Raw genomic sequence first — 19,829 nt, forward strand, 5'->3', positions numbered from 1 at the left:
AAGTCTTAATCGATTCCTTTGTAATAATGTCCCCTGGTATACTGATCTACAGACATGGATAACGCTTTTTCCCCTGACAGGGCAAGCTCCAGACTGTCCATTATATCCTTCACTTTATTAGTATCCTCAATTGTAAATTCAATATAACAGTCTTTATCTGAAATACCGGTTTCAGCCAGTCTGTCTATCATATTTGTAGGAACACCATTATATATAATGTTATAGCAGTGCGCACAGTCATTTCTGACATAGAATCTGTTTCCCCTGTCATCCGTCAGGACATTCCGGGACATCTTCCTTGAGGCACAGCCGTTCATGTAATTACCAACTATACAGTTTGCAGTGATCATAACCTTCTGATGACCATAGAGCTTTATGAGTGTCTCATATGAAAGACCATGTATCTCATCAAGTGTGAGCTCGTTTGAGCACATAAAGCACACATCACCCATATTCTCTCTATAGAAATCAAACGCATTGTCATTATACGCATAGAGACTGGCATCTGCGATCACGAGTCCCTTATAGTCCAACTTCTTTAGAATTCCCAGCTCGTCATAATTTCTGATCATCACACCGTCAAATGAACCAAGTTCACCGGAAAGGCCTGAATATCTGTCAAGCTCCCTCTGCCGCAATATCTCAGGCAGAGCAAGGATCACTCTGAATCCGGCCTGCTTCAACTCATCTGCATATTTTCTGACATTATAATCTACTATCACATTGCTGACCCATTTATAATTCTTAACAATATTTACATGGTCAGCGTCCGACACTCCAACTGTAACACCGTGAACAGTGTTGTTTTTCACATTTTCAAGAGGTCTTTCAACGCCAGGCAGGCCAGTTCTTACTGCACCGCCATCCCGCCTGTAACTCTGTGAGATCTGCAGTCCAAGCTGTTCAAGCGCCTCCCGCCTCAGGTTGTTCACTGCGCTTATCTGTACAAACAGGTTGTCAGATACATCAGCAGTTATATCCCCGAGTACATAATCTGTACCGCCTGTCTTTTTGATCTTGTCAACTATCTGTGACTCTGTGACAGGCTTGTTAAGTGCCTGTGTACACACAGGCCCCTCGACTGAGACAGAACACTTTCCTTCTACAGTTGAAAGCTTAAGCTCTAATGGCTGATCCGCATACGCACTGACATGTGCAGCGAGCTCTATCTTCCTGTCGGCATTTATTATATTATTCTGTATATCTTCCAGAAGCTTACCGTTTCTTGTACGGTATACATCATTGAACTTTGCAATGCTCCTGAATGACTTCGCCTTAAGTCTGACATTCTTTCCCGCTTTTGCCGCCACATTGCATGTGAGCTCCACATCACCATTTCTGCCTCTTATCTCAAGGACATCGCCTGCGGATACATTCTCGTCAAGTTTTATATCCACATATGGCTTTTCTACCGCATTCACACGCCCAACCTTAATTCCTGTGTGGTTCGGTCTGCTGTTCGCAAGCATCTTTTTGCCATTGGATGTGTAATAATAACCTGAGTAGAATCCGCCCCTGTTATATATGTCGAGAAGCTTCTTCTCCTGCTCCTCTGCCAGTTTCTCCACTGACTCGCCCGCCAGATAAGCATCTCTGACCTCACGGTACGCAGTCACGGTTGCAGCCACATACTCTGGCTTTTTCATTCTTCCCTCTATCTTGAAAGAATCAATTCCCGCATCTATGAGCCTGCTCAGACTCTTCAACATGCACATATCCTTCAGGCTGAGCATATACTCATTTACATCATTTGAGGCATACTGCTTTCTGCACGGCTGGGCACACCTTCCCCTGTTACCGCTTCTTCCTCCGGCAAAGCTGCTCATCAGGCACCTTCCGGAATAGCTGTAACACATCGCTCCGTGGACAAATGTCTCCACCTCTATATCAACATTTTTCTTGATCTCTGTGATTTCTGACAATGACAATTCTCTCGATGGCACAAATCTGGTCATGCCTATGCTTTTCAGAAACGCAGCGCCCTGTGAACTGGACACGCTGAGCTGTGTACTTCCGTGCAGTGGAAGGTCTGGAAACGACTTGCCCAGAACGGAGACAACTCCCATATCCTGTACAATTATCCCATCCACGCCCTGCCTGTAATAAGGCTCCACATATGATGGGAGCCTTTGTATCTCTTCATTCTTAAGCAGTGTGTTGATTGCCATATAGACCTTCACTCCGAATCTGTGACAATAGTCTATGGTATCAAGCAATTCTTTTTCATCAAAATTACCGGCAAATGCCCGGGCACTGAACATACTGCCTCCAAGATATACCGCGTCTGCATATGCATTGACTGCAGCTCTCACCGCCTCCGTATTGCCCGCCGGTGCCAAAATTTCAGTCTTATTTAACATTTTTCTCCGCTTCAAGTTTTATGATCTGTCTCTGAAGTTCACTTATCTTCTCTTTGTATTCCTCTATCATCTTCTGTGCAGACTCATACTTTATCTGCACCTCGATAACCTCATGTCTCAGATCATATATCTGCTTATCCTTGTCGTCATCCTCGGTGAGCATCTGATTGACCTGATCCTTTGCCTTAAAGTAGTCATCGGCTATATTCAGTGCAAGCAGAACATTCTGATACTCTGCGTTAAATCTCCTGTACGCCTCAGATGACTGACATTCTGCTATCTTGCCATTGATATATGTCGCCACATTCTGGAGATAGTCCTCGCTCTCCTGGCCGCTCAATGTATATACTTTATTGTTGATTACCACCTTGATATCATTCTTCTGTGCCATATCCCATTCTCCTTTACTTATCCTTTATAAATGCATCCAGTCCAAAATGTCTGTAACATAGATCAGTGACAACTCTTCCCCGGGGAGTTCTGTTTATGAATCCATTCATTATGAAATACGGCTCATACACATCCTCTATCGTGCCCGGATCCTCACCAACGGCAGCCGCCAGTGTATCCAGACCGACAGGCCCTCCTGCAAATTTCTCTATCATTGTCATTAATATATTTCTATCATTCACGTCCAGTCCCATGGAATCGACCTGAAGCTTGTCCAGAGCGGCCTTAGCAACATCGTGATCTATATGGCCGTCATGACACACCTCAGCATAATCCCTGCAGCGCTTGAGAAGTCTGTTCGCAAGTCTCGGTGTACCTCTTGATCTTCTTGCGATCTCAAGTGCACCCTCCTCGTCTATGTCAACTCCAAGAACCTCCGCTGACCTCATCACTATCTCTCTCAGATCGTCATGGGTATAAAATTCCAGCTTGTCCACCATTCCAAATCTGTCCCTTAGGGGAGCCGACAACATTCCGACCCTCGTCGTTGCACCTATCAGAGTAAATCTTGGCAGATCAAGTCTGATCGACCTTGCACCTGCGCCCTTGCCTATCACAACATCTATTGCGTAATCCTCCATAGCCGGATAGAGCACCTCCTCAACCTGTGTGCTGAGTCTGTGTATCTCATCGATAAACAAAATGTCGTTGTCCGACAGATTGTTGAGTATCGCGGCAAGCTCACCGGGCTTTTCTATGGCAGGTCCCGAGGTGATCTTGATATTTACCCCCATCTCATTTGCCACAATGGTCGACAGCGTCGTCTTACCAAGTCCCGGCGGTCCATACAGAAGCAGATGATCCAGTGGCTCATTTCTCTTCTTCGCCGCCTCTATGAATATGTGCAGATTATCCTTGACCTTTTTCTGTCCAATATACTCCGACAGATACTGAGGTCTGAGATTATATTCACTTTTCTGTTCTTCTATGTCCAAGCTTTCTGTTGAAATAATTCTGCCCATTTTTTCTACCTATCTGATCAATATTCTATATCATAAATCTGAGTGCCGCCTTAAGAAGCTGCTCCTCATCCATATCCGCTGAACCATCTACACGCGAAACAGCACGTCCCGCCTCAACACCTGAATATCCAAGTGCTGTGAGAGCCGATATGACATTTGTTCTCACATCGCCTGCAGCGGTCTGCACAGCAACCGAATCATTGTATGCTGCATCTATCATATCCTCCATACTCAGCTTATCCTTGAGCTCCAGAATGATCCTCGAAGCGCCCTTTGCCCCGATTCCATTAGCCTTTGATATGGCCTTTACATCCTCAGATATGACCGCAAGCCTGAGCTCATTCACGGTGAGTGTTGACAGAAGAGACATGGCTACCTTTGGCCCCACACCGCTCACTCCCAGCAGTATCTTGAACACATTGAGTTCATCTGCATTCTCAAAGCCAAACAGACATATCTCATCCTCGCGTATATACATGTATGTGCTTACTTTTATCTCTGAATGTACCGGTGGAAGCTTCTCCATAAACTTTCCGGATACCATGAGCTGATACCCTATTCCACCACACTCAATCACTATATAATTGTCACCCTTTATTTCAAGTGCTCCTCGAATATATGAAATCATCCGTTAACTTTTCCTGTCCTGTAATATATGACGGTATCTCAAAATCGCATAGAAACCGACACTAAATCTTCGTAATTATATCATATTATTTATCAATTGTGAATATATGTTTGCTTTTTTGAAAAACGACAGCTACTATATATATTGCAGAACAATGCATGTTCTATAATGTACCTTACGCAAGGAACCAAAAGGAGCCATTATGAAAATTTTTGAATATACTGAAGACATAAATGTAGATACAGCTCACATATCGGACGAGCTGTCGGATATACTCTATTTTGATATAGAAACAACCGGCCTCAGCGCCAAACGTTCGGATCTCTATCTGATCGGTTGTTCATATTTCTCAGACAGTGCATTTCGCACCCAGTTGATATTCAATGACAACGGAACTTCAGAGCCTGAAATGCTGTCCCATTTTGAACAGATCCTAAAGAATCACAAAATACTGGTGTCATACAACGGCGATACCTTTGACATCCCCTACTTGCTGAAAAAGATGGAGCAATTCGACGTGGACACTACGCTTGACAATATACAGAGCGTGGATATATATAGAACAACCAGAAAATACAAAAAGCTTCTGCGTCTGGACTCGGCTAAACAGTTTGACATAGAGCATCTGATTGACTTCCAGAGAAATACTTTTATATCAGGAGGCGATCTTATATCCGCCTACAAGCATTATCTGAGTTCTCACGACGAATCTCTGCTTGACGATATGCTCACCCATAACCATGACGATATAAGAGGGCTTATATCTATATCTGAATTTGTGAATATCCCTCATATTCCTGATGACTTTCAGATAGATGATATATCCGATACCATCGATTCAATAACATACAACTGTTCCATTCCAAAGCTTCCATGCCGCATAACGGAATCCCTGAATGGAATTCTTGTAAATGCATGTGACACACATATGCATGTGGTCGTTCCAAAGACCCGGGACACCGAAATGAAATACTTCTTCAAGGACTACAAAAATTATTACTATCTACCTATGGAGCACATGGCCATACACAAATCAATGGCGGCTTATGTGGACGATGCCCACAAGGAAAAAGCGACAAAGGACAATGCTTTCACCACCAAGACCGGCAGCTTCATACCCTGTCCACCAGGATTTCACGGAGAGATATTCTATGATACAGATCTTAAAGGAAACCGTTTTCTTTCGGACAGCACCGAATTACACGAAAAATGTGAGCAATCCCACGCCTATATCCTTGCAGTCCTGAACAAACTATTCTGATATAAATATTCTGACATAAAAAAACCGTAGTCATTATCGACTACGGTTTTCTTAACTGTCTATATATCAGATTACTCCTCTGTGTCCTCTGCTACATCATCTGTATACTCTGGAGCTGGAAGTAATTCCTTTACGCTGAGACTGATCTTCTTGTCATCTGCATTGCACTCAACAACAACTGCCTCAACCTCATCGCCTACCTTGTATACATCCTCTGGCTTGTTAACATGCTCATATGAGATCTGTGATACATGGAGAAGTGCGTCAACACCTGGCTCAAGCTCGATAAATGCACCGAAATCAGCCATTCTTGCTACCTTACCTGTAACTACTGTTCCAGGAGCATACTTCTCTGCTGCGTTAAGCCATGGGTTTGTATCATCAAACTTAAGGCTGAGAGCAATCTTCTCGCCGTCAATGTTCTTGATGAATGCCTTAACAGTATCACCAACCTTGAGAACTGACTTAGGATCGTCAACTCTTCCCCATGACATCTCTGAGATGTGAAGAAGTCCATCTGCTCCACCGAGATCTATGAATGCACCGAAGCTTGTAACGTTCTTTACAACACCCTCAACTATCATTCCAACTTCTATTCTATCAAACAGAGCCTTTGCAGCCTCTGCCTTTCTTGCTGCAACGATCTGCTTTCTGTTACCAATTATTCTTCTCTTCTTTGGCTGGTACTCTGTGAGTACAAACTCGATATCCTGATCAAGGTACTTGTCAAGATTCTTCTCATATGTATCTGAAACAAGACTAGCAGGGATAAATACTCTTGTCTCATCGTACATAACGTTAAGTCCACCGCTTACAACCTGAACAACCTTACCTGTAAGGATCTCTCCTGACTCAAGAGCAGCCTCAAGCTTCTCATTAGCCTTCTCTGCAGCAACTCTCTTGTATGAGAGAAGAACTGATCCCTCGCCATCGTTTGTCTTAACAACCTTGGCTGTTATCGGATCATCAACATGTACAAGCTCTGTCAGATCTGCATTAGGTGTGTTGGTATACTCACTTCTAGGAATAATACCATCTGACTTGTAGCTGATGTCTACCAGAATCTCATCAGGCTTAACATCGATAACTCTACCTTCTACTATCTCTCCTGTCTTGATTGAGACTCTGCTCTCATCATTCTTTAATAATTCTTCAAAATTCATCTCGTCCATCCTACCATGAACCTCCTTAATAATTTTGTTTGGGGTAGATGCCCCAGCTGTAATACCTACCCTACTAACGGATTCAAAAGTAGTCAAATCCAAATCAACGAGTGTCTGTATATAGTAAGTATTCTCACATTCTTTTTTACTAATCTCATATAACTTCTGAGTATTAGAGCTGTTCCGACCACCTATAACAATCATGGCATCTACCTTTGATGCAATCTCCTGCGCCTCCCTTTGACGCACAGACGTAGCATTACAGATAGTCTTATAAGCAGTAACATTATACAATTTATTTCGAATAATATCAACAATATAATTAAATTTTCTGTAATTAAAAGTTGTCTGACTAACTATCGATATATTATCCGCTGTTTTGACCTCTCCGTCAATATATTTTCTTACAAAAGCCTCAGCCTCCTCCTCGGAACCTATGACTACCGTAGGCTCTACACACCAGCCCACGATTCCTTTCACCTCGGGATGGCTTGAGTCGCCTATGATGACGACTGTATTTCCTTTCTGTCCTTCCTCGCGCACTATGTTGTGTATCTTCTTGACAAATGGACAGGTCGCATCTATCACCGTATTCCCACCAGCCTCCAGAATGTCATATATCCTTTTCTCAGCGCCATGGGATCTGATTATGACCTTGCTGTCTTTTATCTCAAGCAATTCGTCATCACTGTCGATCACCTGCACTCCGTGCTTTGTAAGATCACCAACCACCTCTTCATTGTGTATTATCTGACCATAAGTATACACATTTTCCTCATCAGCATGTTCGTATGCTGTATCCACCGCACGCTGAACGCCAAAGCAGAATCCGGCACTCTTTGCAAGTAATATCTCCATATCTAAACCACCTGTATTACATTCTCTCTCTTGCAAGTCCGACTATAGTGTCTGTAACCTGCTCTATCGTCATATCTGAGCTGTCGATAAGAACCGCGTCATCAGCCCTCTTTAAAGGAGCTGTTTTTCTCTCCATATCCTGCTTATCCCTCTGGATTATATCCTGCTCTATCTTCTCTATATCAATATTCTCAGCGCCCTTTGCGACAAGCTCGTCATATCTTCTTTTGGCCCTCACTGCCGAAGAGGCGGTAAGGTATACCTTGAGCTCTGCTGAAGGAAGTATATTTGTTCCTATATCCCTTCCATCCATGACAACATCATTTGAAGCAGCGAGATCCCGCTGGAGTGACAGAAGCTTTTCCCTGACGCATGGAAGTGCAGATGCCTTTGAAGCCATATTACCAGCAGCCTCAGTTCTCAGCTTTCCTGTTACATTCTCGCCGTTAAGGTAGACCTGCTGTGCTCCATCCTCATATTTTATCTCCACGGAAATGTCCGCTATGCTTTTCTCCACCAGGTCTTCATCGCTGGCAGATATATCGCTTTCTGTGAGATATACAGCCACCGCCCTGTACATGGCACCTGTATCCACATATATAAAACCAAGCTCGCCTGCCGCCTTTTTTGCTATCGTGCTTTTGCCTGCACCTGCAGGTCCATCTATTGCTATATTCATATCTTCGTCTCCCTGTAATTAAATTGACTGTCGTCCACGCCTATTGTAAACTCTCGGAAGCAGAAAGTCCAGCCAGATATCCAGTCGACCACGCCACCTGCAGGTTAAATCCACCTGTCAGCGCATCGATATCCAGCAGTTCTCCGGCAAAATACACGCCCCCCACAAACTTAGACTCCATGGTGGAAGGATTTACCTCTTTTACGCTCACTCCGCCTCTTGTGATTATAGCCTCATCATATCCCCGAAGCCCCACAAATGTAAGTCTGAATTCCTTCAGCACATCTATAAGTCTCTGTCTTTCTTCCCTGGTCACTGAGTTGACCTTCTTATACGGATCGATACCGGATCTCTCCACAACCACATCTATCATCTTGATCGGAAGCAGATCTCCAAGAGAATTCTTGAAGTCTTTGTTTGCATATTTCTTGAAATCCTTGAGGAGTCTGGCATCAAGCATATCTCTGTCCATAGCCGGCTTCAGATCTATGTACATGTCTATATCTTTTCCAATATACCTGTGTATATATGCGGAGGCCTTGATCACCAGCGGCCCACTTATGCCAAAGTGGGTAAACAGCATCTCCCCCTGTTCGTCAAATATTTTCTTCTTTCCACTGCTTATGTGAAGTGCCACGTTTTTAAGCGACAGTCCCATCATCATGGAGCAGCATTTCTCTTCTATCTCAAACGGAACCAGTGATGGACTTAACGGCTTTATCGTATGACCCATATGTTCTGCCAGTCTGTATCCGTCTCCGGTAGATCCCGTGAGTGGATACGATCTTCCGCCGGTACAAATTATAACAGCATCACAGTATATCCTGTCATTGCCTGTCCCGCCGTTATCTCCTGATACGTCAACACTCTTTATCCTGCCATCCTCTATATTGATTCCTGTAACCTTCGTATTCAAATACAGACTTATATTTTTATTTCTGTTTATAAGAGTTTTGAATGCTCCTATAACGTCTGAAGAATGATCGCTTGTCGGGAACACTCTTCCTCCGCGTTCTATCTTGAGCGGACACCCAGCCTTCTCCAGATAGTCCATTATCATATTGTTGTCAAATGTATAAAAGGAGCTGTACATAAACTTGCTGTTTGTGACCACTGAATTAAAAAATCCGTCAGCGTCACATGCATTTGTCACATTACAACGTCCCTTACCTGTTATAAATAACTTTTTTCCGATCCTGTCATTCTTTTCAATGAGAATGACCTTATTCTTCTGTGCCGCTGTCAGTGCAGCCATTACCCCTGCAGCTCCTGCTCCTATAACCACTATTTTTCCTGTCATATTATCTCCATATATTAAGCAAAAGGACAGAGACTCCGCTCGCGGAGCTCCGTCCCTTTTTATGATCATTTATATATCTGACCTTATGAATTCAGTTATTAAACTGGATAAGCTGTGCTGTCCTTGTCAGCAAGTGTGACATCGACCTTCTTATCCTGAGCCTCTCTGTACTTGAAGAAGTCAGTTGCAACCTGTGGGAACAGTGCATATGTGAGTACATCCTCATCCTGCTTCTTGTACTGGATCATCTCCTTCTCAATCTTGTCGAGCTCGTTCTCAAGAAGATCTGCTGGACGGCATGTGATCTGCTTCTCATCGCCGATAACCTTCTTCTTAACCTCTGGATCAACAGGCTTTACTGACTGACCATACTCGCCACGTACAAGTGCCTTTGACTCCTTTGTACACATCTTGTATCTCTCGCCTGTTACGACGTTGAGAACTGCCTGTGTGCCAACGATCTGGCTTGAAGGAGTAACAAGTGGTGGCTCACCATAGTCCTTACGAACTCTTGGAACCTCCTCAAGAACTGCCTCGAACTTATCCTCAGCACCCATCTCCTTGAGCTGTGATACGAGGTTTGAAAGCATTCCACCAGGTACCTGGTAGAGAAGTGTCTTAACGTTAACGCCAAGAACCTTTGGATTTAAGAGACCACTTGCGATCCACTCTTCTCTGAGTGGTCTGAAGTAGTCTGCTATCTCAGCCAGAAGCTTCTGATCCAGACCTGGATCAAACTCTGTTCCCTCAAATGTCTTGGCCATAACCTCTGTTGCAGGCTGTGATGTACCAAGCGCAAGAGGTGAGATTGCTGTATCGATGACATCACATCCAGCCTCTACAGCCTTGAGATATGTCATTGAAGCTACACCTGATGTGTAATGTGTATGAAGCTGAATTGGAAGGCTTGAACCATCCTTGAGTGCCTGTACAAGCTCTGTAGCCTTATTTGGAACAAGAAGTCCAGCCATATCCTTGATACAGATTGAATCTGCTCCCATATCCTCGATTCTCTTTGCCATATCCTTCCAGTAATCCAGAGTATATGCATCACCGAGTGTATATGAAAGAGCTACCTGGGCATGTCCACCCTCTTTGTTACAAGCCTTAACTGATGTCTGAAGGTTTCTAAGATCGTTCAGACAGTCAAATATTCTGATGATATCAATACCATTTGCGATTGACTTCTGTACGAAATACTCTACAACATCATCTGCATAATGACGGTATCCGAGGATATTCTGTCCTCTGAAGAGCATCTGCAGCTTTGTATTCTTGAATCCATCTCTGAGCTTTCTGAGTCTCTCCCATGGATCCTCCTTAAGGAATCTGAGTGATGCATCAAATGTTGCGCCGCCCCAGCACTCTACTGAATGATAACCAACCTTATCCATCTTGTCGATGATAGGAAGCATCTGCTCGGTTGTCATACGAGTAGCTATAAGTGACTGATGCGCATCACGCAGTACAGTTTCCGTAATCTTTATCGGTTTCTTATCTGCCATTTTATCGTCCTCCTATATAATTTCATTGCCTAAATTCTTAATTAAATTCCAAATATTGCAAGGAATGTACCAGCTGCTACGGCTGTACCGATAACACCTGCAACGTTTGGTCCCATAGCGTTCATCAGAAGGAAGTTTGTAGGATCATACTGTGCTCCAACCTTCTGTGATACTCTGGCTGCCATTGGAACGGCTGATACACCAGCTGAACCGATAAGCGGATTAACCTTGCCCTTTGTAGCCCAACACATGAGCTTACCGAATAGAACTCCGGCTGCTGTACCAACTGCGAATGCTACAAGACCAAGGAATACTATCTTAAGTGTACTCATCTTTAGGAATGCCTCTGCACTTGTAGATGCACCTACTGAAGTACCAAGTAAGATAACTACGATATACATAAGAGCGTTTGAAGCTGTCTCTGTGAGCTGCTTAACAACGCCACACTCTCTGAAGAGGTTACCAAGCATCAGCATACCTACAAGTGGTGCTGTTGTTGGAAGTATAAGAACTACCACAAGTGTAACGATGATAGGGAAGAGGATCTTCTCGATCTTGGTTACAGGTCTGAGCTGTGGCATTCTAACAAGTCTCTCCTTCTTTGTTGTGAGAGCCTTCATGATAGGTGGCTGTATAACAGGTACAAGTGACATATATGAATATGCCGCAACTGCTATAGGTCCGAGAAGTGTTCCACCCATGCCGAGCTTACCGGCAAGGTAGATAGATGTAGGACCATCTGCACCACCGATGATCGATATAGCCGCAGCCTCTTTGCCGTTGAATCCCATAAGGAATGCAAGGAAGTAAGCTGTATAGATACCGAACTGAGCTGCAGCGCCGAGCAGGAAACTCTTCGGGTTCGCGATAAGCGGACCAAAGTCTGTCATGGCACCTACGCCCATGAATATAAGTGAAGGTAAGATACTCCACTCATCAAGCAGGTAAAAATAATGTAACAAGCCGCCCTCTGCCATAATATCTGGGAACATGTTTACAAGAAACATACCAAATGAGATAGGGACAAGAAGAAGTGGCTCAAAACCCTTTCCGATTGCAAGATACATGAAAGCAAACGCTATAAGGATCATAACGTAATTCTTCCAGTCAAGACTTGCAAAACCGGTCTGATTAGCTAAATTTGTCAAAACGTCAACTATTGTGCTGCCCATTTAGTTGTTTCCTCCTATAAGATTTATTCTAATTCAAGCAATTAGTTGAGTGTTGCAAGTGTGTCGCCTGACTCAACACTAGCGCCTACTGTAACATCTATGCTTGCGATAGTACCATCTTCCGGAGCAACAACTTCGTTTTCCATCTTCATAGCCTCAAGGATAAGGATTACCTGACCCTTCTTTACTGAGTCGCCAACATTAGCCTTTACTGCAAGGATCTTACCAGGCATAGGTGATGAAACCTTAACGCTTCCTGCGCCGCCTGCTGCTGGTGCTGGAGCTGCAGGAGCTGCTGCAGGTGCTGCCACTGGAGCTGCTGCTACAGGTGCTGCTACTGGAGCTGCGCCACCTGATAATTCTTCAACTGATACATCGTATGATGTGCCATTAACTGTGATTCTATAATTCTTCATAACAATTATCCTCCTATAATTATCTCTTATTCTTTTTTCTTGGTCTTACAACCAACTTATCGTTACTTGGATAGTTTACACGAACTCTTGTCTTTCCGCCCTGTGCCGCCATAACCGCTGCTGATATAACCGCAACAAGCTCTGAGTCGTTCATAACGCTCTCACCGGTCGCTGTGTTGACAATGTCTACTATTCCAGCTGGAGCAGGTGCGCTTCCTGCAGGAGTCTCATCCTCCTTGTCAACATTTAATGTTGCAACGCTTCCAAGAGCCTTCTTTGCCTTCTCAGCCTTTCTCTTCTCTCTTGTCTCCTTGTCCAAAAGAGCCGGAACATACTTGAGAAGTGAAATTATGAATGATATGAAGATAAGTGCTATAAACACGATACCCATACCTATGAGGGTATTTGCTCCCGCATCCTTCATCTTGTCCTTAAGTGTCTGATTAGCAGCAACTTCAAATTCGGAAATCTTGTATGGATAAACACCATTTGATGCAAGCATCTGATCAGCCTCTTCTTCTGAATACTTATTCTGAGCCATCACTGAATACTTCTGGAAATTGTAAGTTACCGAATTGTCTACAAATGTTGCCTTTACTATAGCTTCTTTTTCTGCACATTCTGCATATAATGTAACAACAACCTTGTCATCAACTTCTTGTATTGTTTTATCATCTTCATCTTCGAGATTGACCGGCTTAAACTGCTGGAATTTACCATAGTCAGACTCAATCGTTGAAAAAACCTTTAATGCATCAGCAGTCGTTTCATCTACCTGACCGCCATTTGCCTCTTCATCCACATAGAAATTATATACATCTTCAACCTGCGCAATCTGCATGTAATTCGTAGCCTGTGTTTCTGCTATCTGAACCAATGTGTTTCCGTCATAGTCAAATTCTACTTTCTTGTCTGAAGACGAACATCCGGCAAGTGCAAATGTAACAGCTAACATAGAAACTATCAATAATAACTTTTTCTTTATTATCTTTTCCATTAAGTTGTCACTCCTTTATATTGTTCCATGCTTCTTGAATGGTCTGTCCTCACTCTTTGAAAAAAGCATATCGAGTGCTGCTATAACTCTCTTTCTTGTTGCATCAGGCTCGATGATATCATCCACGTAGCCTCTTCTCGCTGCAGATACGGCACCTGAAAGAGCATCTGTGTACTCAGCCTTCTTCTCCTTGATATAAGCAAGCTTGTCACCGGCTGCTGCGATCTCATCTTCATACATGATCTTTACAGCCATCTCTGGATCCATTGTTCCGATAACTGACTTAGGCCAAGCAAATACAACATCAGCTCCGATAGCCTTTGAACACATAACTGTGTAGGCTGTACCATATGCCTTGTCAAGCATAACAGTTACCTTTGGCACTGTTGCGTTGGCATAAGCGTAAGTAAGCTTTGCAACAGCCTTTGAGATAGTCTTCTCTTCCTTTACAGTTGCTGCAAATCCCTTGATGTTTACAAGTGTGACAACTGGGATATTGAATGAATCACAAAGCTTTACGAAATCCTCTGCCTTATATGCACCGGCTGTTGTCATGACATCCTTCTGGTTTCCGACAACACCGACTGTCTCACCGTTAAGTCTGATAAATGCAGTAACAACGTCATCTGCAAAATCCTTCTTGAGCTCGAATACAAACTCATCATCAGTGATATCTGCTATAACAGCCTTCACATCCCCTGCCTTTGTAGCAAGATCTGGGATGATTCTGTTCACATCATCCTCACATACTGCGCAGTCGCCATCATCCTCATTGTTTGATGGAAGAAGACCTACCATAGTTCTCACTGCACCGAGAAGCTCTGCCTCTGTGTCGTATACTGCGTCAACATTTGCTGTGTTCTCTGCAACATAATCTGCTGCTGCAGTGTCAAGCTTCTCTGCACGGTTCTCATCCAGTGCATTTGGACTGTTAACAAAGAGCTTAGCTCCTTCCTTAGTCATGAATGTTACGTCTGTGAGATTAGGTATAAGTGCTGCACCACCACCGCATGTACCAAATATAGCTGTGATCTGTGGTATTACACCTGATGCAAGAGTCTGCTTCATGAATACCTCTCCAAATGCATTAAGAGCATCTGTAGCCTCCTGAAGTCTGAGTCCGGCACAATCGATCAGCCCGATAACAGGTGCACCCATCTTCATTGCCATGTCGTAAAGGTTTGCGATCTTCTTGGCATGCATCTCGCCTATAGAACCGCCGAGCACCTTTGCATCCTGGCTGTAAACATAAACTAAATTGCCATCGATCACTCCATAACCGGTTATTACGCCGTCTTTTGGAGTATCCTTGTCCTGAATGTTGAAATCTGTATTTCTAGCAGTTACATATGCGCCGATTTCAACAAAACTTGAGTCATCAAGTAACATTGAAATTCTGTCACTTGCTGACAAGCTTGGTGTGTTGCTCATTTTTAGCCCTCCGTTTAATTTATTTTAGGACTATATATAGTCCAATTTTCGCCGAGTATAATTGTAAAGCCTTTGTCGTCATATTTCAAGTAAAATCGAAAAAACCACCAAAGGTTTATCGGCGTTGTAAGCAATTATTTTTCAAAATAAAACAGGGAATCTGTGTAAAATATACCCCCAAACAAAAGTATACCCCAAATTCCCCGTTGAATTATAAAATCTGTTTTATTTTTTACTGTTTTAGTCCTTGAGAACTTCTCTGTTGTGATACAGATAATCTCCAAGAGATATAAGTGTCAGTGCAAGTGCAAGGTAGATGAGCACCTGATCAAAGATGTAGAACACCTTGAGATCAGCTATCAGAAATCCTACCATGATCATCTGAACCGTTGTCTTGATCTTTCCCCACCATCCGGCAGCAATAACAATTCCCTTTTCTGCCGCAATAAGTCTGAATCCGCTTATTATGAAATCACGCGCTATGATCACTATAACGATCCATGCTGGGATCCTGTTCAGATCCGACAGTGCTATGAGTGCCGAACATACCAGCAGCTTATCTGCCAGAGGATCCATGAATTTTCCAAAATTGGTGACCAGATTGTATTTTCTTGCAATCTTTCCGTCAAGCATATCTGTAAGTGATGCGGCTATGAATATTCCAAGTGCCACCCACTTCGACCATCCCGGTGACATATATAAAAACACGAGAAAGAATGGAATCATTATAGCTCTTAGTATTGTCAATTTGTTTGGTAAATTCATTCTACTATCACTCCTGTCAAGTCATATTCATTTGCCTCGGTTATCTTCACATCCACAAATGAACCGGATATCAATTCATATGGTGCGCTGACGAACACTATTCCGTCAACCCCCGGAGCATCTCTGTAGGTTCTTCCCACATATACATCATCGTCGACCAGATATCCCTCAATGAGAACCTTCTGGGGGCTTCCGATCATCTGCTGGTTCTTCTCATAGGAAATCTCCTGCTGAAGCTCCATGATCTCATCGCGCCACTTTACAGCCAGCTCTCCATCCACCTGATCCTCGTACTCCGCAGCCGGAGTGCCCTCCTCAGGCGAATAAGTGAATACTCCAAGCCTGTCAAACTCGCACTCGTCAACAAAGTCGACCAGACCATCGTGCAGTTCCTGTGTCTCACCTGGGAAACCAGATATGAGCGTGGTTCTGATGGCTATATCCGGCATGGCTGTCCTCAGTCTGCCGACAAGCTCCACAATGTCCTCTCTGCTGGTCCGTCTGCCCATTCTCTTAAGTATCGCATTCTCAGAATGCTGGATAGGTATATCGACATAATGGCAGATCTTCGGATTCGTGGCCATAACCTCTATTAGTTCATCTGTTATCTCCTCCGGATAACAGTACAGAAGTCTTATCCACTCTATGCCTTCTATCTCACTGAGTTTTGTGAGAAGCTCTGGAAGCTTCTTCTCACCATACAGATCAACTCCGTACAGCGTAGTCTCCTGTGCCACAAGGACAAGCTCCTTTATACCATCAGACGCAAGCTTTTCAGCGGATGCGATCAGGCTGTCCATCGGCATGCTTCTGTATCTGCCTCGTATGTGAGGTATTATACAATAAGTGCACAGTTTATTACAACCTTCTGCGATCTTAAAATACGCCATCGACGCATTTGTCGTTACTATTCTCTCGGCAATCGGCCTTGGAGTATAATTTATATCATCTATGATCGACTCCTCGTCGGTTCCTATTGCCTCAACTATCTTATCGTAATTGGTCGCACCAATAATGACATCGATCTCCGGAAGCTCCTTCATTATCTCGTCCTTGTATCTCTGGGACAGACATCCCGCAACGATAAGCTTTTTTAGTTTTCCGGTTTTCTTCAGTTCTCCCATCTCGATGATGGTGTTGATGCTTTCCTCTTTCGCATCGCTGATGAACGCACAGGTATTTACAACTACTACATCTGCCTCTGTCTCATCATTTGTAAGCTGGTGGCCGGCTTTGTTCAGCAAACCGAGCATGACCTCGCTGTCCACCAGATTTTTATCACAGCCTAGTGATATGAGTAATACTTTCATCTGTTCTCCAATAATTTTGCACTTGTTCTTAGTTTATATTTATTGATTCTACACAGTTTGACATGAGCATGGCTATGGTCATAGGGCCGACTCCGCCAGGTACAGGAGTTATCGCTCCGGCAACCTCCTTGGCTGATTCAAAATCCACATCACCGCAGAGCTTATTATTCTCATCCCTGTGGATTCCCACATCTATAACTGTTGCGCCTTCCTTGATGTAAGATGCATCGATCATTTCTGGCTTTCCTATTGCCACCACGAGTATATCAGCACGTCTGCACACTTCCTTGAGATTCCTTGTTCTGGAATGGCACACGGTTACGGTTCCGTTCTCACGGAGCAGCAGCATGCTCATAGGCTTGCCTACTATATTGCTTCTGCCGAGTACCACGCACTCCTTACCCTCTATCTCTATTCCTGATCTCTTGATGAGCTGGATAACTCCGGCTGGTGTACATGACACAAAGCCCGGCTGTCCTATGCTGAGTGCACCAACACTCATCGGATGGAAGCCGTCCACATCCTTCTTTGGAGATATGGTCTTTATAACCTTATCCTCATCTATATGCTTTGGAAGCGGGAGCTGTACAAGTATTCCGTTCACCTTGTCGTCAGAGTTGAGCTTCTCTATAAGTGCAAGAAGCTCCTCCTCAGTTGTCTCCTCTGGGAGCTCATATGACAGTGAACCTATTCCTATATACTCACATGCCTTCTTCTTATTTCCAACATATACTGACGATGCAGGATCATTTCCGACCTGAATGACAGCAAGGCATATCTCTACGCCCTCTGCCTTGAGTCCCGCAACCTTCTCCTTGAGCTCATCCTTTATCTGTTTTGATATAACCTTACCATCTATAAGCTTATACATTTATTTGTCCTCCTAGAATAATCCGACGATCTTGCCGTTATCATCAACATAAATCCTTTCTGCCGCAGGGGATTTTGGAAGTCCAGGCATGGTCATGATAGTTCCGGTAATCGCTACCACAAATCCTGCTCCTGCACTGACATAAACCTCACGGATATTTATATCGAATCCTGTAGGTCTTCCAAGCTTCTTTGGATCATCTGACAGAGAATACTGGTTCTTTGCCATACATACAGGGAAGTTACCAAATCCCATCTCCTCGATCTTGGCGATGGCCTTGCTGGCCTCTGCGCTGTATGTAACACCATCCGCGCCATATATCTCTGTAGCAATACAATTTATCTTATCCTTTATTGAAAGGCTGTCATCGTAGAGCACCTTGAAGTTGCTCTTCTTGTTCTCCAGCGTGTTGAGCACTGCATTTGCAAGGTCTATACCACCCTTGCCTCCCTGCTCCCATACATTTGCAAGAGCAAAATCGCAATCTCTGTCCTCGCAGAACTTCTTGACAAAGTCAAGCTCTGCCTGACTGTCTGTGACAAATCTATTCAGAGTTACAACAACAGGAACACCATACTTCTGAAGATTCTCAATATGCTTCTCAAGGTTTACTATACCAGCCTTAAGCGCGTCGAGATTCTCCTCGCCGAGATCTGCCTTTGCAACTCCGCCATTGTACTTGAGTGCTCTTACTGTAGCAACCAGAACCACCGCATCCGGCTTAAGGTTGTTCATACGGCACTTGATATCGAAGAACTTCTCAGCTCCGAGATCTGCGCCAAATCCTGCCTCTGTTATTACATAATCTGCAAGCTTTAATGCTGTCTTTGTAGCCATTACACTGTTACATCCATGTGCTATATTTGCAAATGGTCCGCCGTGTACGATTGCCGGTGTATGCTCAAGTGTCTGGATAAGGTTTGGCTTGATGGCATCCTTTAAAAGCGCTGCCATAGCTCCTACAGCCTTGAGATCAGCCGCTGTCACAGGCTCATTGTCCATGTTGTATGCAACGATTATTCTGCCAAGTCTCTCCTGAAGATCCTTCATGTCACTTGCAAGACAGAGAATAGCCATGATCTCCGATGCAACTGTGATGACAAATCCGTCCTCTCTAGGCACTCCGTCGACACGCTTTCCAAGTCCGACAACTGTGTGTCTGAGAACTCTGTCATTCATATCCATACATCTCTTGAACACTATTCTGTTCACATCTATTCTAAGTGCATTTCCCTGCTGGATATGGTTATCCATCATGGCTGCAAGGAGATTGTTTGCAGATGTTATAGCATGGAAATCTCCTGTAAAGTGGAGGTTGAGATCCTCCATAGGTACTACCTGTGCATATCCGCCGCCGGCTGCACCACCCTTGATTCCAAAACATGGTCCAAGTGATGGCTCACGAAGTGCGATAACCGCCTTCTTTCCAAGCTGTCCCATAGCCTCACCAAGTCCTACAGTGATTGTCGTCTTTCCCTCTCCTGCAGGTGTTGGATTGATGGCTGTAACGAGGATAAGCTTTCCGTTCTCGTTGCCCTCAACCTTCTTTATAAGCTCATCTGAGAGCTTTGCCTTATACTTTCCATAGAGATCGAGGTCATCCTCTGATATTCCGAGCTTTGCAGCAACCTCCCTTATGTGCTTCATCTCAGCCTTCTGTGCAATTTCAATGTCTGTCATCATAGCTCTTATCCTCCGCTT

The 19,829-nt window shown here is 44.0% G+C and carries 17 protein-coding genes; 1 reads left to right on the forward strand and 16 read right to left on the reverse strand.

The window, feature by feature from the left end; all coding sequences use genetic code 11:
* Positions 1-5: 5 nt before the first annotated feature.
* The 4 genes from GT575_RS07345 to ruvA are packed head-to-tail and all read right to left on the reverse strand — an operon-like array spanning position 6 to position 4,400.
* A complete protein-coding gene (locus GT575_RS07345; RefSeq protein ID WP_161171800.1) occupies positions 6-2,360 on the reverse strand; it encodes a U32 family peptidase in 2,355 nt (784 codons plus the stop codon).
* Positions 2,350-2,751 (reverse strand): cell division protein ZapA, encoded by a 402-nt coding sequence (locus GT575_RS07350; RefSeq protein WP_015534892.1) that lies wholly within the window; start codon positions 2,749-2,751, stop codon positions 2,350-2,352. The genes GT575_RS07345 and GT575_RS07350 overlap by 11 nt, the downstream gene beginning before the upstream one ends.
* A 13-nt stretch (positions 2,752-2,764) precedes the next feature.
* Entirely contained in the window at positions 2,765-3,772 is a 1,008-nt protein-coding gene (gene ruvB, locus GT575_RS07355) for a Holliday junction branch migration DNA helicase RuvB (protein WP_022216513.1), read from the reverse strand.
* Positions 3,773-3,797: 25 nt separating this feature from the next.
* The gene (gene ruvA, locus GT575_RS07360) at positions 3,798-4,400 is read right to left on the reverse strand and encodes a Holliday junction branch migration protein RuvA (RefSeq protein WP_055279978.1); all 603 of its coding nucleotides are present in this window, start codon (positions 4,398-4,400) and stop codon (positions 3,798-3,800) included.
* 202 nt (positions 4,401-4,602) lie between these two features.
* Here ruvA and GT575_RS07365 point away from each other — a divergent pair, with 202 nt between their 5' ends.
* A complete protein-coding gene (locus GT575_RS07365; RefSeq protein ID WP_015534890.1) occupies positions 4,603-5,661 on the forward strand; it encodes a ribonuclease H-like domain-containing protein in 1,059 nt (352 codons plus the stop codon).
* Positions 5,662-5,732: 71 nt separating this feature from the next.
* Here GT575_RS07365 and GT575_RS07370 read toward each other — a convergent pair whose 3' ends face one another.
* The 12 genes from GT575_RS07370 to GT575_RS07425 all read right to left on the reverse strand — a co-directional run bounded on the left by GT575_RS07370 (position 5,733) and on the right by GT575_RS07425 (position 19,811).
* The gene (locus GT575_RS07370) at positions 5,733-7,682 is read right to left on the reverse strand and encodes a bifunctional 4-hydroxy-3-methylbut-2-enyl diphosphate reductase/30S ribosomal protein S1 (RefSeq protein WP_161171801.1); all 1,950 of its coding nucleotides are present in this window, start codon (positions 7,680-7,682) and stop codon (positions 5,733-5,735) included.
* A gap of 16 nt (positions 7,683-7,698) precedes the next feature.
* Positions 7,699-8,361: a (d)CMP kinase gene (cmk, locus tag GT575_RS07375; protein ID WP_022216517.1), complete on the reverse strand. Its 663-nt coding sequence runs from the start codon at positions 8,359-8,361 to the stop codon at positions 7,699-7,701.
* A gap of 40 nt (positions 8,362-8,401) precedes the next feature.
* Complete coding sequence (locus GT575_RS07380; RefSeq protein ID WP_161171802.1) at positions 8,402-9,661, reverse strand: NAD(P)/FAD-dependent oxidoreductase; 1,260 nt, start codon at positions 9,659-9,661, stop codon at positions 8,402-8,404.
* 98 nt (positions 9,662-9,759) lie between these two features.
* Positions 9,760-11,166, reverse strand: a complete 1,407-nt coding sequence (locus GT575_RS07385; protein WP_015534888.1) for an oxaloacetate decarboxylase subunit alpha — start codon at positions 11,164-11,166, stop codon at positions 9,760-9,762.
* 41 nt (positions 11,167-11,207) lie between these two features.
* Positions 11,208-12,338, reverse strand: a complete 1,131-nt coding sequence (locus GT575_RS07390) for a sodium ion-translocating decarboxylase subunit beta (protein WP_055222592.1) — start codon at positions 12,336-12,338, stop codon at positions 11,208-11,210.
* A 41-nt stretch (positions 12,339-12,379) separates the two neighbouring features.
* The gene (locus GT575_RS07395; RefSeq protein ID WP_161171803.1) at positions 12,380-12,754 is read right to left on the reverse strand and encodes a biotin/lipoyl-containing protein; all 375 of its coding nucleotides are present in this window, start codon (positions 12,752-12,754) and stop codon (positions 12,380-12,382) included.
* Between the two features lie 19 nt (positions 12,755-12,773).
* Complete coding sequence (locus GT575_RS07400; RefSeq protein WP_055222586.1) at positions 12,774-13,751, reverse strand: OadG family protein; 978 nt, start codon at positions 13,749-13,751, stop codon at positions 12,774-12,776.
* Between the two features lie 15 nt (positions 13,752-13,766).
* Complete coding sequence (locus GT575_RS07405) at positions 13,767-15,182, reverse strand: acyl-CoA carboxylase subunit beta (protein ID WP_015534885.1); 1,416 nt, start codon at positions 15,180-15,182, stop codon at positions 13,767-13,769.
* Positions 15,183-15,422: 240 nt separating this feature from the next.
* Positions 15,423-15,947: a CDP-diacylglycerol--glycerol-3-phosphate 3-phosphatidyltransferase gene (gene pgsA / locus GT575_RS07410; RefSeq protein ID WP_015534884.1), complete on the reverse strand. Its 525-nt coding sequence runs from the start codon at positions 15,945-15,947 to the stop codon at positions 15,423-15,425.
* Positions 15,944-17,257: a 30S ribosomal protein S12 methylthiotransferase RimO gene (rimO, locus tag GT575_RS07415; RefSeq protein WP_161171804.1), complete on the reverse strand. Its 1,314-nt coding sequence runs from the start codon at positions 17,255-17,257 to the stop codon at positions 15,944-15,946. The genes pgsA and rimO overlap by 4 nt, the downstream gene beginning before the upstream one ends.
* Before the next feature lie 28 nt (positions 17,258-17,285).
* Positions 17,286-18,128 carry a bifunctional methylenetetrahydrofolate dehydrogenase/methenyltetrahydrofolate cyclohydrolase FolD gene (folD, locus tag GT575_RS07420; RefSeq protein WP_055222582.1) on the reverse strand — a complete coding sequence of 281 codons (843 nt, stop codon included), beginning with the start codon at positions 18,126-18,128 and terminating at the stop codon, positions 17,286-17,288.
* Between the two features lie 12 nt (positions 18,129-18,140).
* Positions 18,141-19,811 carry a formate--tetrahydrofolate ligase gene (locus GT575_RS07425; RefSeq protein WP_161171805.1) on the reverse strand — a complete coding sequence of 557 codons (1,671 nt, stop codon included), beginning with the start codon at positions 19,809-19,811 and terminating at the stop codon, positions 18,141-18,143.
* Positions 19,812-19,829: the final 18 nt, after the last annotated feature.

The organism is Coprococcus sp. BIOML-A2, assembly GCF_009875795.1.
In the GTDB taxonomy this organism is placed as follows: Bacteria; Bacillota; Clostridia; order Lachnospirales; family Lachnospiraceae; genus Coprococcus; species Coprococcus aceti.